Annotated in this window: 18 protein-coding genes; 15 read left to right on the top strand and 3 right to left on the bottom strand. The window is 44.5% G+C overall.

All coding sequences use genetic code 11. The features are described from left to right. Window positions 1-9: 9 nt before the first annotated feature. The 6 genes from aroE to LCM10_RS14540 are packed head-to-tail and all read left to right on the top strand — an operon-like array spanning window position 10 to window position 3,379. Window positions 10-843, top strand: a complete 834-nt coding sequence (gene aroE / locus LCM10_RS14565; RefSeq protein WP_224877028.1) for a shikimate dehydrogenase — start codon at window positions 10-12, stop codon at window positions 841-843. A gap of 2 nt (window positions 844-845) precedes the next feature. Continuing rightward, on the top strand, window positions 846-1,139 hold the full coding sequence (yhbY, locus tag LCM10_RS14560; RefSeq protein WP_224877027.1) for a ribosome assembly RNA-binding protein YhbY: 294 nt from the start codon (window positions 846-848) through the stop codon (window positions 1,137-1,139). Between the two features lie 13 nt (window positions 1,140-1,152). After that, window positions 1,153-1,722 carry a nicotinate-nucleotide adenylyltransferase gene (locus LCM10_RS14555; protein WP_224877026.1) on the top strand — a complete coding sequence of 190 codons (570 nt, stop codon included), beginning with the start codon at window positions 1,153-1,155 and terminating at the stop codon, window positions 1,720-1,722. Next, window positions 1,715-2,281 (top strand): bis(5'-nucleosyl)-tetraphosphatase (symmetrical) YqeK, encoded by a 567-nt coding sequence (yqeK, locus tag LCM10_RS14550; protein WP_224877025.1) that lies wholly within the window; start codon window positions 1,715-1,717, stop codon window positions 2,279-2,281. The genes LCM10_RS14555 and yqeK overlap by 8 nt, the downstream gene beginning before the upstream one ends. Window positions 2,282-2,285: 4 nt before the next feature. Next, window positions 2,286-2,633 (top strand): ribosome silencing factor, encoded by a 348-nt coding sequence (gene rsfS / locus LCM10_RS14545; RefSeq protein ID WP_224877024.1) that lies wholly within the window; start codon window positions 2,286-2,288, stop codon window positions 2,631-2,633. Next, window positions 2,633-3,379, top strand: coding sequence for a class I SAM-dependent DNA methyltransferase (locus LCM10_RS14540; protein ID WP_224877023.1), 747 nt, complete (start codon window positions 2,633-2,635; stop codon window positions 3,377-3,379). Before rsfS ends, LCM10_RS14540 begins: the two co-directional genes overlap by 1 nt. 98 nt (window positions 3,380-3,477) lie before the next feature. Here LCM10_RS14540 and comER read toward each other — a convergent pair whose 3' ends face one another. Next, window positions 3,478-4,296 (bottom strand): late competence protein ComER, encoded by an 819-nt coding sequence (gene comER, locus LCM10_RS14535; protein WP_224877022.1) that lies wholly within the window; start codon window positions 4,294-4,296, stop codon window positions 3,478-3,480. A 245-nt stretch (window positions 4,297-4,541) separates the two neighbouring features. Between comER and LCM10_RS14530 the strand changes: the two genes are divergently transcribed. The 3 genes from LCM10_RS14530 to LCM10_RS14520 all read left to right on the top strand — a co-directional run bounded on the left by LCM10_RS14530 (window position 4,542) and on the right by LCM10_RS14520 (window position 8,094). Then, the gene (locus tag LCM10_RS14530; protein WP_224877021.1) at window positions 4,542-5,174 is read left to right on the top strand and encodes a helix-hairpin-helix domain-containing protein; all 633 of its coding nucleotides are present in this window, start codon (window positions 4,542-4,544) and stop codon (window positions 5,172-5,174) included. Window positions 5,175-5,243: 69 nt separating this feature from the next. Then, window positions 5,244-5,807, top strand: a complete 564-nt coding sequence (locus LCM10_RS14525; RefSeq protein WP_224877020.1) for a ComE operon protein 2 — start codon at window positions 5,244-5,246, stop codon at window positions 5,805-5,807. Next, window positions 5,743-8,094: a DNA internalization-related competence protein ComEC/Rec2 gene (locus tag LCM10_RS14520; protein ID WP_224877019.1), complete on the top strand. Its 2,352-nt coding sequence runs from the start codon at window positions 5,743-5,745 to the stop codon at window positions 8,092-8,094. Before LCM10_RS14525 ends, LCM10_RS14520 begins: the two co-directional genes overlap by 65 nt. A 154-nt stretch (window positions 8,095-8,248) precedes the next feature. Here LCM10_RS14520 and LCM10_RS14515 read toward each other — a convergent pair whose 3' ends face one another. Then, window positions 8,249-8,383 carry a YqzM family protein gene (locus LCM10_RS14515; RefSeq protein WP_224877018.1) on the bottom strand — a complete coding sequence of 45 codons (135 nt, stop codon included), beginning with the start codon at window positions 8,381-8,383 and terminating at the stop codon, window positions 8,249-8,251. A gap of 296 nt (window positions 8,384-8,679) precedes the next feature. Between LCM10_RS14515 and holA the strand changes: the two genes are divergently transcribed. Further along, the gene (gene holA / locus LCM10_RS14510) at window positions 8,680-9,699 is read left to right on the top strand and encodes a DNA polymerase III subunit delta (protein WP_224877017.1); all 1,020 of its coding nucleotides are present in this window, start codon (window positions 8,680-8,682) and stop codon (window positions 9,697-9,699) included. A gap of 150 nt (window positions 9,700-9,849) precedes the next feature. Here holA and rpsT read toward each other — a convergent pair whose 3' ends face one another. Continuing rightward, window positions 9,850-10,101, bottom strand: coding sequence for a 30S ribosomal protein S20 (gene rpsT / locus LCM10_RS14505; RefSeq protein ID WP_224877016.1), 252 nt, complete (start codon window positions 10,099-10,101; stop codon window positions 9,850-9,852). A gap of 201 nt (window positions 10,102-10,302) precedes the next feature. Here rpsT and gpr point away from each other — a divergent pair, with 201 nt between their 5' ends. From gpr to hemW, 5 genes are all read left to right on the top strand, one after another. Then, window positions 10,303-11,454 (top strand): GPR endopeptidase, encoded by a 1,152-nt coding sequence (gene gpr, locus LCM10_RS14500; RefSeq protein WP_224877015.1) that lies wholly within the window; start codon window positions 10,303-10,305, stop codon window positions 11,452-11,454. A gap of 161 nt (window positions 11,455-11,615) precedes the next feature. Further along, window positions 11,616-12,818: a stage II sporulation protein P gene (gene spoIIP, locus LCM10_RS14495; RefSeq protein WP_224877014.1), complete on the top strand. Its 1,203-nt coding sequence runs from the start codon at window positions 11,616-11,618 to the stop codon at window positions 12,816-12,818. 21 nt (window positions 12,819-12,839) lie between these two features. Next, a complete protein-coding gene (locus LCM10_RS14490) occupies window positions 12,840-13,175 on the top strand; it encodes a DUF3679 domain-containing protein (RefSeq protein ID WP_224877013.1) in 336 nt (111 codons plus the stop codon). A 190-nt stretch (window positions 13,176-13,365) separates the two neighbouring features. Beyond that, window positions 13,366-15,198: a translation elongation factor 4 gene (lepA, locus tag LCM10_RS14485; protein ID WP_263621521.1), complete on the top strand. Its 1,833-nt coding sequence runs from the start codon at window positions 13,366-13,368 to the stop codon at window positions 15,196-15,198. A gap of 93 nt (window positions 15,199-15,291) precedes the next feature. Continuing rightward, window positions 15,292-16,422 (top strand): radical SAM family heme chaperone HemW, encoded by a 1,131-nt coding sequence (gene hemW / locus LCM10_RS14480; RefSeq protein WP_224877012.1) that lies wholly within the window; start codon window positions 15,292-15,294, stop codon window positions 16,420-16,422. Window positions 16,423-16,734: the final 312 nt, after the last annotated feature.

The raw sequence follows: 16,734 nt of genomic DNA, 5'->3' as shown, positions 1-16,734 counted from the left end.
GGTGATCGAGTGGAGGAACTATTCGGAGTCATAGGGGATCCCATTGCCCACTCCATGTCCCCGGAGATGCATAATGCGGCTTTCGGTGAGCTCGGAATCCGTTCGGTTTATGGAAAGTTCCATGTCACTAAGGAAGATTTGACGGATGGCATCAAGGGGATCAAGGCACTCGGACTAAGAGGCTGCAATGTGACGGTCCCCCATAAAACGGCTGTCATGCCTCTATTGGATGAGATTGATCCCCTTGCTGAAGCGATCGGAGCGGTCAATACGGTCGTGAACAGAGAAGGAAAGTTGATCGGGTATAATACGGATGGATTAGGTTATGTCGAAGGCCTGAAAAAAATCGTGACGGGAGAATTATCACGTAAGACCGTCCTGATCATAGGAGCTGGAGGAGCGGCAAGGGCCATTTATTACACCCTCGCTTCACTGGGTGTAAACAAGATCGACCTTACCAATCGATCGAAGGATAAAGCCGTAGACATGATTTCCTCGTGTCCGGCGAGTATCCAGTCCTGCTACTTGGACCTTCAGGAAGCGGAAGCGAATTTGATTAACTATGATGTTGTCATTCAAACGACATCAATCGGTATGTCCCCGAACGGGCACCAATCCCCTCTCAAGGTCGGGAGGGTCAAACAAGGTGCGGTTTACAGTGATATCATCTACAATCCCCTTCAGACGTCATTTTTGAAGCAGGCGGAAAGAAGCGGTGCAGCCATCCAAAATGGAATTGAGATGTTTATTCATCAAGGCGCACTTGCCTTCGAAATCTGGACGGGGCAGAAACCGAATATCGCATTAATGAGAAATGTAGTTTTAAAACAACTGGGAGGCTAACAATGTTAACAGGTAAACAAAAGAGATTTTTACGTTCTGAAGCACATCATTTATCACCGATTTTCCAAGTGGGGAAAGGCGGCGTAAATGAAAATATGATCGCGCAGATTGATGATGCGCTTGAAAAAAGGGAGCTTATGAAAATAAGCATCCTTCAGAACTGTGAGTGGGATAAAACAGAAGTGGCAGAAGCACTTGTGGAAGGGACTGGTGCAGAACTTGTACAAGTCATCGGAAACACAATCGTCCTTTATAAAGAATCAAAGGAAAATAAGCAAATCACTCTGCCACGATAAGGGTGAGTAGCATATGAAGAAAAAAGTGGGCCTGTTGGGTGGGACTTTCAATCCTCCCCACATCGGCCATCTTGTCATTGCCGAACAAGTATTGAATCAATCAGGACTGGACGAAATCCGATTTCTGCCCAACCATGTACCTCCGCATAAGGAGGTAGATGTATCCGTTACGGTGGATCAAAGGATTCGGATGCTCGAGGGAGCCATCAGAGGGAATCCGAGATTCGCCATCGAAAGAATCGAGCTCGAAAGGGAAGGACCTTCCTATACGTATGATACAATCAAGGCGTTACAGGAAAGGGACCCTGAAGTGGAGTACTCTTTCATCATTGGCGGAGATATGATCGAATACTTGCCAAAGTGGTCCAGGATCGATGAACTAATTGACATGGTCAGGTTCATCGGGGTGAACAGGCCGGAATACTCCCATGAAACTCCCTACAATGTGGAGCTGGTGGATGTCCCGGATCTGAAGGTTTCCTCGTCCTTTATTCGCAAGGCTGTGCGCGATCATCGATCAATCCGTTATCTTGTGACGGATGAAGTGTATCGGATCATAGAGGAGGATGGACTATATGGATAGGCAAAAAGCTTTGGAACTTGTGAAAGAACAGCTGACGGACCATCGCTATATCCATACATGCGGAGTGATGGAGACGGCAATCTTGCTTGCACGTCGATTTGGGGCGGATGAGAAGAAAGCCGAGATCGCAGCGATCTTTCATGATTACGCCAAATTCCGTGATAAAGAAGAAATGAAACGAATGATTGAATCGGAAGCGTTGCCGAAAGACTTGTTAGAGTATAACGGAGAGCTTTGGCATGCCCCGGTTGGTGCCATCCTGGTTGAGCGTGAAGTCGGCATTGATGATGCGGAAATATTGAATGCCATACGCTATCACACATCCGGGTGCGAGGATATGTCAACGTTGGATAAGGTGATTTATCTGGCGGATTATATAGAGCCGAATCGTTCGTTTCCCGGGGTTGAAGAAGTAAGGGAAATGGCAAGGGAATCGCTTGATAAAGCAATCATAAAAGCATTGCAGAACACAGTTGGTTTTTTGATGAAGAAAGGACAGCCCATTTATCCTGATACATTCAAATTTTATAATCAACTGGTACTTGAACAGAGGAGATGAACAAATGGAACAGAATTTACTTGAATTAGCTTACAAAGCGGCTGACGACAAACGTGCAGAAGACATCGTGGTACTTGACATGAAGGGTATTTCAATGATTGCGGACTATTTCCTGATCTGTCATGGTAATTCAGATAAACAAGTACAGGCCATTGCAAGGGAATTGAAAGACAAGGCAGAGGAGAACGGCTACACGGTTAAACGTCTTGAGGGATTTGATCAAGCACGCTGGATCCTGGTCGATCTCGGTGATATCGTTGCTCACGTATTCCATAAGGATGAAAGGGGTTATTATAACCTGGAGCGACTATGGGGAGATGCCTCATTTGTCGAGGTGTCTGAAACGCATTAATGAGCTATGAACGTTTTGCTTACTTGTATGACTATTTAATGCAGGATGTCAATTATGAAGGCTGGCTGGACTATATCAAGCGTCAAACCGAAGCCTATGGAGTAAGAGGTCGGTCAATTCTCGATGTTGCGTGTGGTACAGGCGAATTATCCCTGAGGCTCGCTTCACAGGGGTATGAGGTCACAGGGATCGATTTATCGGAAGATATGTTGGTTATGGCCCAGCAGAAAGCGTTGGAAAGTAATCAGTCCCTTGCCCTTTTTCAGCAGGATATGTCCAGACTGGACTTGCAGAGGGAATTTGATGTCATCACGATATTCTGTGACTCTCTGAATTATCTGGAGACGGAAGAAGACGTAATCAGGACATTTGATCACGTACATCGGCATTTGAGAAAAGACGGACTCTTCCTATTTGATGTGCATTCCCTCTATAAAATGTCACAAGTATTCATGAACAGCACCTTTACGTTGAATGACGACTCTGTATCTTACATATGGGATTGTTTCCCTGGTGAAGCACCGAATAGTGTGGAACATGAATTGACCTTCTTTGTTCTTGATGAACACACCGGTCTCTATGAACGAGTGGAGGAGCTTCATAAGCAGCGTACATATCCTGTTTTACAGCTTACCGAATGGCTGGATTCTTCAGGATTCGAGGTGTTGAGTAGTACGGCAGACTTTCAAGAATTGCCGCCATCCCATGATAGCGAACGGATTTTCTTCACCTGCAGAAAAAAATAAACCGGAATGACATTCGTGTCATTCCGGTTTATTTCTTTTTAACCAGGAATTCATGCAGGAATTTCGATGTTTGTGTCGAAATAAAATAAGGAGCCTGATTAGACTCCGAATTGTGATTGGGTTTCAGTCGTATCGTCTTCGAATTTTTTCTGTGTCGCCTCGAATAATTGCTCAAACACATCGCCCAATTCCTTCTCCATCACGGCAATGCCTATCCCTGTCACTCCGCCTTTTACACATACCTTTTCTTGCAATGTCGGTAATGTATAAATATCTTTCTTTAACAAATCCCCTAATCCGACTAACATCTCTGAAGCAAGGACCGTAGCAGTCTCTGAATCGATTTTCGTCACATCGACGGCAGCATTGATGAATCTCTGTGTCAAATAGCTGAAAAAAGCTGGCCCACAGCTCACGATATCAGACGCCACCCTTGTGACATCCTCCTCAATGGTTACAGGTGTGGAAATATGTGTCACAAGGTCTTTCAAGTCGTTCCTCCATTTCTCAGTACAGTTGCTTCCAAATGTCAACAGTGATACCCCGCTCAGTGCGCGGTTTGTGATACTCGGAATGAAACGTGCACAAGAACAAGGAATCATCGATTGTAATTGATCTACACTTACCGGACTTGTGATAGAAACGACACATTTATCCTTTGTAAAATCATCCCGGTTCTCCTCGATGACTCCGTGAACATGATGAGGTTTGACACAAATGAATACGATATCACATGACTTGATGACTTCCCTGTTTGTCTTTTTTACATTTCCCCCAGTCGTCTTTTGAATTTCCTCTGCTTTATCCAACGTCCGATTCGTCATATAAAGTTGGGACGGTGAAATCGCTTTTGACTCGATCAGAGCCTCTATTATCACTTTCCCCATATTCCCAGTCCCGATAATACCTACCTTCATATGCAGCCCTCCTTACTTTCTAGTGTGAATTTCCACCAGCGATCGTCATAATCAACCTTCATCCAGACAAAAGGCCAACACAAAAGAAAATACCATCATGTAGGTATTTTAATCCGAGGTGATTTTTATAATCTGATACGCAAGCCCCCTATATAGGCATGAAAAAAGAATATCCAATAAAATTGTTTTCTCCTACAACTTATGAAATGCGTACAATGAATATTCCAAACGGGGTGATTTTCAACATGCAGACAATGTTTGAGAAATATAAAAGGATCTTTTTCATCCTCTCATTAATTTCAGTTAGTCTAGCCGTTTATTTATACATGTTCATAGGCGGGCATCAAGATGAGGCGGAAATCACACCCTTGGGAGTGGCGGCAGGTGAACCGATCGTAGAAGAAACAGATTCCGATCCTCGTCATAAAGAGGCAAAGCAGGATGAAAGTGTATACGTGGACCTAAAGGGGGAAGTTCAAGAACCGGGGCTATATCAAGTGGAATCGGGTACAAGGCTGAAATTTGTCATCGACAAGGCTGGTGGTTTCACTTCCAATGCAGAGAGCAGCGTTATTAATCTTGCCATCAAGGTGACCGATGAGATGCTCATTTATGTTCCCAAAAAAGGAGAGGCGGCTGCTGAGTTTCCTGTCGTGCAAGGAATGGAGGGCAGTCCGGAGAAGGACAAAGTCAATCTGAACGCTGCTACAGAGGAAGATTTTGATTCCCTGCCAGGAATCGGCCCTGCAAAGGCTGCAACATTCGTGCAGTACAGGGAAGAGAATGGACCTTTCAAAAAAATTGAAGATATCAAAAACATTTCCGGGATAGGAGAAAAAACATTCGAAAAATTAAAGGAGCATATTTTCGTCCAATGAATTGACGAATCATTCATGCTCTTTATACACTAAAGGAAGATACCGAAATGAGAAGGGGTGGGAGAAAAAATGAAACGAATTGCTTGGCACCAATACTTTATGGCCCAGAGTCATTTGCTGGCACTGAGGAGCACTTGTACCCGTCTGACTGTCGGCGCTACGATTGTCCGGGATAAAAGGATCATTGCAGGGGGATATAATGGCTCGATCGCGGGTGGGGACCATTGCATCGACGAAGGCTGCTATGTCATCGACAACCACTGTGTGAGAACCATTCACGCAGAAATGAATGCCCTGCTGCAGTGTGCAAAGTTCGGGGTAGGGACAGATGGGGCAGAAATATATGTAACCCATTTTCCTTGCCTGCAGTGCTGTAAGGCCATTGTACAAGCGGGAATCAAGACGGTATATTATGCTACTGATTATAAAAACCATCCATACGCAGCACAGTTGTTTCAACAGGCTGAAGTAAGGGTGGAAAAAGTACCTTTTGAGGAAAAAAGCATCGATCCGAAAAATAAGGAGAAATCACGTTTTGTCCTTGAATTGATTGAAGAACTTCGCCATAATGGTGGCAATCAGGAAACAATCGATAAATACGAGCAAGAATACATACATCTGTTTAATGAATAAGGGAATCCATGATTATCTCATGCTCTCCCTGGCAGCCTCAACTGTATCGGGCTGTCTCTTGGCACTTCAATCCCCATGGGGTGCCTTCTTTCTTTCCTTCCTTATCCTCTCGCTCCTGAAGCGGGAATCATCTACTACCCTCTGGATGGTCTGCTTGATCACCTTTTTCTCGGCATTTTCCATGACTGAATTCCATGAAAGTAAACAAAGAACAACACTCTCTCCACAAATCAAAGATCTTCAAATGACATTTGATTCCATCCCCTTTATTGATGGTGATTCGATGCGCGGTTACGGGAAAGCCCAACACGAAGAAGTCGCATATACTTATCGGATACCCTCTCAGGATCAAGTTGAAATCATGAACGGACTCCATCCCGGGGTCGTGTGCAACGTACATGGCACACTTGAAAAGCCGTCCGGGAACTCCAATCCCCATCTGTTTAATTACAGGAACTATCTCTATGAAAGGGGGATTCACTGGGTGCTGAAAATTGAGTCCATTGATGGATGCGACTCTCTGAATATCGATGGCAGATATCTGCTCGCCAATTGGAGGCTGAAAGGGTTAAAGTATATAGAAGAGCAGTTTCCGGAAGGAACGATCGGAATGACCCAGGCTCTGGTATTCGGTGAGACAGCGAGGATTCCAGGGGAGATAATGGAGTCTTATCGGGAACTGGGGATTATTCACTTGCTTGCCATTTCAGGTCTGCACGTTGGCTTGATATTCGGCTGTTTCTATTACCTTCTTCTCAGAATCGGGATATCGCGTGAATCTTCTTCCTGGATGCTAATCGTCTTTTTATGTTTCTATATGGTCATCACGGGAGGTGCGCCGCCTGTAATCCGCGCTTCATTCATGTTGGCCATTCTGATCTTCACACGGAAATTCGGACTGAAACTGACTGTATTGGACAGCTTGTCTGTCATATTCATCTGTCTTCTTTTTATCGATCCTTATTATGTTTTTGATATTGGATTCCAACTTTCTTTCGCTGTCAGTTTTTCATTGGTATTGTCTTCTGGAAGCATCCTCTCGTCGAACTCCACTTTTCCTCAATTGTTGAAGGTGACGGTAATCGCTCAGTTATCTTCCATGCCCGTCCTCGTCTTTCATTTTTATGAATTTTCATTGATTGGATTTGTTTCAAATCTCTTCTTCGTCCCCGTTTATTCGTTGATCGTCCTTCCGATGGCGCTCATCACTTTCCTCTTACACGTATCGATTCCGGGTGAGTTTTCAATGCCGCTCATTCTGTATGGGTGGTTACTGGAGGGATTGAGTAAGATAACCGCAATGCTTGCAGGCAATCCCTTGAATACAGTTGTTCTCGGAAAGCCTCATATGTTGGTGACGATTGGATATATTCTATTGATCGGAATCATTTTCAAGGGTTTGGAAAAGGGGAAGGGATTCGGTGCCTCGATGGTCCTTTGTATCATCATTGTTCTCCATACGCAGTGGGAACATTTTGATCCTTATGGGGAAGTCGTCTTCATCGATGTGGGACAGGGTGACTCGATTCTCATAAAACTACCTTTCAACAGAGGGGCATACTTGATTGATACAGGTGGGGTGGTAACGTTCGAAGAAGAAGGCTGGAAAAGAAAAACGAATGAGTATTCAATCGCAGAAGATGTACTTCTCCCCCTGTTGAAGAGTAAAGGTGTGACCTCACTTGATAAATTGATCCTCACTCATGCAGACCATGATCATATCGGAGGGGCGGAAGAGTTGATTGATTCGATGCTCATAAAAGAAATAATGATCACTCCCAACAGCCAGGTGAAAAAGGAAATGGAAATGCTCGTTAGCAGGGCAACAAGGAAAGGAATTGAAGTAAATCAAGTGTATTCCCCTTATCGTTGGGGGTCTGAAAAGAATTCGTTTCATATCCTATCTCCTATAGATGTTGAGTATGCTGGAAATAATGATTCACTGGTAGTGTTCACTGAAATCGGGGGACTTAAGTGGTTGTTTACAGGGGATTTGGAAGAAGAGGGGGAAAGGGAGTTTATAGAGAGGTACGATTTGGTGGTTGATGTGTTGAAAGTAGGGCATCATGGCAGCGATACATCAACGACAGAAGCATTCCTTGACGAACTCAAGCCTTCCTTCGCCGTCATTTCTGCTGGAAGGTCAAATCGGTTCGGTCACCCTCATCCAGATGTGATAAAAAGGCTGGATGAGCAAAAGATCGTCATCCACACAACGGCAGAACATGGGGCACTTTCATATCGTTTTTTGGGTGAACATGGAACGTTTTTTGCCCAACATCCATAGTATGTAGTACCAACACACATTAAGCGCTAAAGAAAAAGGGGCAGACCGCAAAAGCGTCAGGCCTTCAACCCACTTGTATGATACGTTTTTTAAGTACCATATTTGGAATTTGAAGAAACCGGACATTTTTGGGTCTTCCCCTTATGTCTTTTCATTAAGATCCAATCAGCTTAATGACAGTCCCGATAATAAACATCGTAGCAAAGAATCCAAATGAAACGATAAAGCCGACACCAGAATCTACTGCGTCATTTCTCTTTGATTGTACACTTTCTTCAAATTGGTTCACAACTACCCCTCCTATTTCTATTCTAGTATAGAACATCGTTTTGAAAAAATCTATACTTCGCTGTACTTTTTCCTTTAATGACAAGAGTTGTCACATATAAGTTCCCCGCATCGGGGAGACACTAATCATTGTAAAGGAATACCGTTGACGCGAAAGGGTCCTAGGTCTTCCGCGTCAACGTTAATATAGATATAGGGGGTGTCCCTCTTTCAGTCCGGGCGTCCCCTACCCACTTGTCAAATCCCCAAAGCTTTTTTAACATAGAGAGGATAAATCAGTTATTGGAGAGTGCTGACTTGGTTATTAATACTTGGAAAAAAATTGAAAGATCGCAGTTTGCTGCTATTTATTTAGTATATGGAAATGAATCCTTTTTAATCAATGAAACAAAACAGAAAATCGTTTCTCAAGCATTGACAGAAGAAGAAATGGATTTTAATTTTTCTAAATATGATTTGGAAGAGACGCCCGTAGAATTGGCGATTGAAGACGCTGAAACGTTTCCATTTATGGGGGAGAGGCGTGTCGTCATCCTGGACAACCCCGTTTTCCTTACGGCGGAAAAAACGAAGGAAAAGGTAGAACATAACATCAAGCGTTTGGAACAATACATAGAATCCCCTGCCCCCTATACCATCCTTGTACTGACGGCCCGGTATGAAAAGCTGGATGAACGAAAGAAGATCACCAAGGCCCTGAAGAAAAGTGCTGAAGTCGTTGAAGCAAAAAAACTCAATGAACAAGAATTAAAAGTGTGGGTGAGGGAGAGGGCCGCTGAAAATTCTGTTCAAATCGATGAAGACGCCATCGAACTGTTATTGACACTCGCCGGTACGAATCTGATGATGCTCACCCAAGAATTGGACAAGCTGTCACTGTATGCAAGCGATACAAGTCATATCGATGCAGCCGCGGTAGAAAAGTTAACGGCCCGCTCCCTGGAGCAGAATATCTTTGCGCTCGTTGATAAAGTCGTGCAGAGGAGGATCGATGAGGCGCTTCGTATCTATTACGATTTACTGAAGCAAAATGAAGAGCCCTTGAAGATCCTTTCAATCCTTGCCGGTCAATTCAGGTTGATTTACGGAACGAAAGAATTATCAAGAAGGGGCTATGGACAACAGAAGATTGCCACCTCATTGAAAGTCCATCCTTTTCGGGTGAAGCTTGCTGCAGGACATGCCAAACATTTCAATGACAGCCAGCTGGCAAAAATCATTGAGATGCTCTCTGAAGGTGATTATGAAATTAAAACGGGGAGAGTCAAAAAGGAGCTCATGATCGAAATGTTCCTTCTGAAGTTGAATGAAATGTAATCACGAAGAATTCGCATGATGAAAAAAATAACCGTCGATTGCTTCTTCGTGTGAAAGAGCAAAAAAAACCACTGGATGGACTCCAGTGGTTTTTTCATTGATTAGCTCCAGTGCCAAATCCCTCGAGGGGTCAGCCTTGAACTTTTCAAATTAGTTTGCTTTTTTCATTAGACGAGATTTTTGACGATCTGCAGCGTTTTTGTGGATAAGACCTTTTTGAGCTGCTTTGTCTAATTGGCTGATTGCATCATAAGTTAGTTCTTTAGCGTTTTCAGCACCGTTTGCAACTGCAGCTTCTGCTTTCTTCACAGCAGTACGCATAGAAGATTTTACAGTAGCATTTTGTGCGTTGCGCTCGTTGCTAGTTTTAACGCGCTTGATAGCAGATTTAATGTTTGGCATTCCTGTCACCTCCTATAAAAGGATCGAGATTCTATGTGACTCGATTTCATTTCCTATTCTATTAGAACAAATGATATTTTATCAAACGAATGGCTAGAATGCAATACTAACGAGAGAAAATAAACGAGTGAATGAAGCCGTGGCTTAAAGGTAAACATAAAACATAATCGTATAAGACTCAATGTTTGGAGGGTGACGGAAATGAAAGACCAGAAGAAACCAGTTCAAGGAGAATTAGACTTGAATGTATATTCGGTCCGTACGGATCTTGCCGTAGAAGCAAGGGAAATGGCGATTTCAGAAAATGGAAAAAAAGAGGCTCCTGAAAAAGGAGACGTATCCTCGGAGATAAAAGGTGTCGTGATCAAGGAGAGGGAGGATGAAGGAATCAAGATCTCCCTTGTGACCATTACGCCTGAAGGGGAAGAAAATATAGGGAAAAAAGCAGGTAACTATTTGACGATTGAAGCCCATGGAATAAGGGAGCAAAACACGGACTTGCAGCAAAAGGTAGAGGCAGTGTTTGCGAATGAATTCAGTAAGTTTCTCGAAAGCAACAAGATTGACAAAAATGCAAGCTGCTTGATCGTGGGTCTCGGGAATTGGAATGTCACTCCCGATGCACTAGGGCCGCAGGTGTGTGAAAATCTCCTGGTGACAAGGCACTTATTTGAACTTCAGCCGGAATCCGTAGAAGAGGGGTATCGTCCTGTCAGTGCCCTAGTACCAGGCGTGATGGGGCTTACCGGCATTGAAACCAGTGATATCATCTTTGGGGTGGTTGAGAAATCCAAACCCGATTTCATCATTGCGATTGACGCGCTGGCTTCTCGTTCGATCGAGCGGGTCAATTCAACGATCCAGATTTCGGATACAGGGATCCACCCAGGCTCGGGGGTGGGCAATAAAAGAAAAGGACTCGACCAAGAAACGCTGGGTGTGCCTGTCATAGCGATCGGGGTTCCGACAGTGCTTGACGCGGTTACAATCGTGAGTGATACGGTCGATTTCTTGCTGAAGCACTTTGGCAAGGAGATGAAGGAAGGAAGCAGGCCGTCCCGTTCGCTTGCCCCAGCGGGTTTGACATTTGGCGAAAGGAAGAAGCTGACAGAAGAAGATCTTCCTGAAGAAAAGCACCGTCAAACGTTCATGGGAATCGTTGGGACATTGGAGGATCAAGAGAAGAGGAAATTGATTCATGAAGTGCTTGCGCCTATCGGCCACAATCTGATGGTGACTCCTAAGGAAGTCGATGTATTCATTGAAGACATGGCCAATTTAGTGGCGAACGGACTGAATGCTGCATTGCATGATGCGGTCAGTCAGGACAACACAGGATTCAAGACACGATGAATGATGAGGAAGCTGCGGAGGTCGATGCCGCAGCTTTCTTTATTTTCATTTCAGTCGTTTAAAGCCCTGAATAAAACCTCATACTGACTAGTAACTAGTGTTCTACTTTCTCTATCAAATACATAGCATGTACTAGAGTAGTTTTTAGAAAGGGTGAGGTCATGAAATCGATTAAAGCCACTCAATACGTTGTCTCGGTGAATGCATCCACCATTTTCAAAGGAATCATCTTCTTGATCATCGCCATCCTATCAATTTTTTCGATTACGGGCATGATGACTTCAATGAAACCTCAATATAGAATTTCCTCTGACTCGTTGAATCAAGCGGCATCCGTAGTAAAGGGAGAAATGCTCTATACGTTATTCACGATGGAAAACAGGGCTTTCAACAGCATATCGACCGGAAAGGAAATCCCCGGCATTTCATCGGTCTTGTTCAGCGTTGCCACCAACGTCCGGTTTGACGACCCAAGAAGTTTTCTCGGAAGGGAGCTCCCGGGATTTTCAATTTTTGACGGGAGCATCCAGGTTGCAGGGGAAGGGACGGATTTCACGAATATGCCGATAGAATCGGTTCCGCCACAGGAAGCATTGGACACTGAAACGGAAGCAGGGTTAAAGAACCTGGGTGATATCCAAGATGGAAATGATAGAAAAGACGCTGGTAAGTCGGTCATGACGACTGGCGATACAAAAACGGTACTTCTTTATTTCACACATACGCGAGAATCATATCTCCCTTATTTGGACGGCGTATCAGACCCTGATTCAGCTATGCACTCCAAAATCAATGTCACAAAGGTGGGGGACATGTTGAAGGAGGATCTGGAGCAACAGGGGATAGGTACGAGCATTGATAAAACAGATGTCGTCAAAAGACTGAATGAAAAAGGACTGGACTATTTTCAGGCTTATCAGGAATCCAGGCCTTTGGTGCAAGCAGCGATGGCAGATAATAAAGAATTACTATACTTGATCGATATTCACAGGGATTCCCAGCGAAAGCAAGTGACCACCACGGAGATTGATGGGAAGGCTTATGCAAAGCTTGCGTTCGTAGTCGGTGAGGAGCATCCGAATTATGAAGAGAATCTGAAGGTGGCCACAGAACTCCATAGACTCCTTGAATCGAAGTACAAAGGATTGTCCCGTGGAGTGATTTCTAAAAAAGGAAGCGGGACAAACGGAAAATTCAACCAAGACCTTTCCGGGAATGCCATGCTATTGGAATTCGGAGGGGTGGATAATACGTTTGAAGAACTGCAGCGTTCATCCATCGCATTTTCAAAGGTTTTCGCAGACTATTATTGGCAGGCGGAGAAGGTCGATCACCGCGTATCTCCAGAGCCGGTCAAACAGTAAACTCGAGGAGGGTGGTTCATTATGGTTAAATTTTTCTTGAAATGTTTCATTCTCATTTGTTTCCTGTTTGTGGGAGTGCTGATGGGGATGCAGTATGCCAATGAGGGAATCGTCGAGATGAAAGGTCATGAAGAAGAATCCTTCACTTCTCCGGTGAACATGAAAAAGAATGATGAAGGCAATGTGGAAGCAACCTTCCTCGGAAATGAAGTCGAAAGCAGGACATTGGCCGAGAAAAAAGAGAAACTTGAGGAAATGAAAGCGTTCAACGCGTTTTCATCGATTGGAAAGGCACTTGCGGATCTGATTGAAGGCATAACCGGCAAATTAGTCGAATTTATTGCATCGTTGATTTGATTGAATCTATTGAATCATCGTTCTCTTCGATACATTGTGGTAGTTACTAAGCAGTCATATCTGCCCACCTGAGTCAAGACTCGTTTAATTTACCAAAGAGGGACTTCCGGTTTAGATTGAATAATGGATACTGTACTGCTATAATTCAACATAGTGTACATGTGTGGATATAACAGGAGTTGAACGAATAATGAACCGTGAAGAAAAACTGAAAAGACAATCAAAAATAAGAAACTTCTCTATCATTGCTCATATAGATCATGGTAAATCGACGCTTGCCGACCGTATCTTGGAGAAAACGAAGGCGTTGACGGCACGTGAAATGAAAGAGCAATTGCTAGATTCCATGGATTTGGAGAGAGAACGCGGAATCACCATCAAATTGAATTCCGTGCAATTGAAATATCAGGCGAAAGATGGCGAAGAATATATTTTTCACCTGATCGACACACCGGGACATGTCGATTTTACATACGAAGTATCCCGGAGTCTCGCTGCCTGCGAAGGTGCGGTACTCGTTGTGGATGCTGCGCAGGGCATTGAAGCCCAGACGCTTGCAAATGTCTATTTGGCGCTTGACAATGACTTGGAAATCCTGCCGGTCATCAACAAGATCGACCTTCCGGCAGCGGATCCTGAGCGTGTGCGCCAGGAAGTGGAAGATGTAATCGGACTTGATGCATCAGAAGCCGTCCTCGCTTCGGCAAAAGCAGGAATCGGAATTGAAGAGATACTGGAACAAATCGTGGAAAAAGTCCCTGCACCTCAGGGAGATCCGGATGCACCGCTCAAAGCCCTTATCTTTGACTCATTATATGATGCTTATCGTGGAGTCGTTGCATATATCAGGGTGATGGAAGGTACCGTCAAAGTCGGGGATAAAGTCCGGATGATGGCGACGGGTAAAGAATTCGAAGTGACGGAAGTCGGCGTATTCACTCCGAAGCCGACCGGCCAAAAAGAATTGACGGTCGGTGACGTAGGATTCCTGACAGCTTCCATTAAGAACGTGGGAGATACGCGTGTGGGTGACACAATCACGCTTGCGAAAAATCCGGCTCAGGAAGCACTGCCTGGATATCGCAGACTGAACCCAATGGTGTATTGCGGTCTTTATCCGATCGATTCGAACCGCTACAACGATTTGAGGGAAGCACTGGAGAAGCTCGAATTGAATGACTCAGCTCTGCAATATGAGCCTGAAACTTCACAAGCACTTGGATTTGGTTTCCGCTGTGGATTCTTGGGACTTCTTCATATGGAGATCATCCAGGAACGTATCGAGCGTGAATTCAAAATTGATTTAATCACAACTGCTCCAAGTGTTATCTATCATGTCCAGTTGACGGATGGAGAAGAAGTTAAAGTCGATAACCCTTCCATGATGCCTGATCCGCAAAAAGTGGACTACGTAGAGGAGCCATATGTCAAAGCGACGATCATGGTCCCGAATGACTACGTTGGAGCAGTCATGGAGCTTTGCCAGGGGAAACGCGGAAACTTTATCGATATGCAATATATGGATGATACGCGAGTGAACATCGTGTATGAAATCCCGCTTGCTGAGATTGTTTACGACTTCTTTGATCAGTTAAAATCCAATACAAAAGGATATGCTTCCTTTGATTATGAACTAATCGGCTACAAGCAGTCCAAACTGGTGAAAATGGATATTCTCTTGAATGGTGAAAACGTGGATGCCTTAAGCTTCATCGTTCATAGGGACTTCGCATACGAACGAGGGAAGTTAATTGTTGAGAAATTAAAGGAATTGATTCCGAGACAACAATTCGAGGTGCCGGTACAGGCGGCCATCGGACAGAAAATCGTGGCTAGATCCACAATCAAGGCAATCCGTAAAAACGTCCTTGCCAAGTGTTACGGAGGAGACATTTCACGTAAACGAAAACTTCTTGAGAAACAAAAAGAAGGGAAGAAGCGGATGAAATCCGTCGGATCCGTTGAAGTGCCTCAGGAAGCATTCATGGCAGTCTTGAAGATGGATGATACTGATTCGAAATAATATTGCTTTTGATAAAGGGGGAAAGAGGCTTGTGATCCACAAGTTCTGCTTACCCCCTTTTCTCTATGATTGCAAGTAAAGGAGGGATCGACATTGGTTAAATCAGCATACATTCATATACCTTTCTGTGAGCATATATGCCATTACTGCGATTTCAATAAAGTATTTTTACAAGGTCAGCCGGTTGACGGATACCTGGACAGCCTCGGCATGGAAATGAAGCGGAGAGTGGATCCCACAAGTAAGGTCGATACAATTTTTGTAGGGGGAGGCACCCCCACTTCGTTGAATGCAGCCCAACTGGACAAATTGTGCGCGGAAATTAACGAAAGCCTGCCGTTTGATCAAGGGGAGTTCACATTTGAGGCCAATCCTGGGGACTTGACTGAGGATAAACTCAGGGTCTTAAAGGATCATGGTGTCAATCGATTGAGCTTCGGTGTACAGTCGTTCAACGATGAGTTGCTGAAAGGGATCGGCAGGACACATAAAAGTCAGGATGTCTATACTTCAGTGGAAACAGCCCAGAAAGTAGGATTCTCCAATATTAGCATTGACTTGATTTACAGTCTTCCCAAGCAGACGGAGGAGGATTTCAAGGATACTCTGACAAAAGCTCTAGAGCTTGACCTGCCTCATTATTCAGCATACTCCCTTATCGTAGAGCCGAAGACCGTCTTTTATAATTTGATGAGAAAAGGCAAGCTTTCACTCCCTTCACAGGAGCAGGAAGCGGCGATGTATGAGGTGCTGATCGAGACGATGGAGAAATTCGGGATCAATCAATATGAAATCAGCAATTTCGCCAAAGAAGGCTACGAAAGCAAGCATAACCTCGTTTATTGGGACAACAATGAATATTATGGTTTAGGCGCTGGTGCACACGGCTATATAAACGGAGTGCGCTATTCGAACTTCGGTCCCCTGAAGAAATACATGGAGCCCTTAGCCGACGGAGGCCTTCCGACAATCCAGGAGCATAAAGTCACCAGGGAAGAAATGATGGAAGAAGAAATGTTCCTTGGCCTCCGAAAAGTAGAAGGCGTCAGCAAATCCGCCTTCATAGAAAAATTCGGCTGCTCAATCGAATCCGTCTTCCAGTCTTCACTCGAAGAAATGCAAAACCGCAAACTCCTTCTGGTAGACGATGAACGTGTCGCGCTAACAAAGCAGGGGAGATTCCTAGGCAACGAAGTTTTTCAGTCGTTCCTTGGGGTAATTTAAGGGTTATTAATACAAACTGTTAGTTCATATAGCTTCTTTTGACTTGACCTGTCAGCGTTAATCTTTGTATTTAGCAGGTTCCAGCTGTTGATTGGAGTGGAAGACGAAGACTCCTGCGGGAGATGCGAGTTAGGTGAGACCTGTCCAGTTCCGGCGGCTAGCCCCTCGAGGTCATAAGCTAAATAGGCAAAAAAGGCAAAAAGCGCCTTTTCAGCCTATTCATCTTATGCTTGTCGGGGCTGAACAAGCCGCCTCCGCTTTTCTGCCCACAGGAGCGAAGCGACGAGGAGGCTCACCAACCGCCCGCGGAAA

The sequence above is a fragment of the Rossellomorea aquimaris genome, assembly GCF_020171925.1.
In the GTDB taxonomy this organism is placed as follows: domain Bacteria; phylum Bacillota; class Bacilli; order Bacillales; family Bacillaceae_B; genus Rossellomorea; species Rossellomorea aquimaris_F.
The sequence above is the reverse complement of the archived record's forward strand: the minus strand, read 5'-3'. Positions and strand labels throughout refer to the sequence as shown.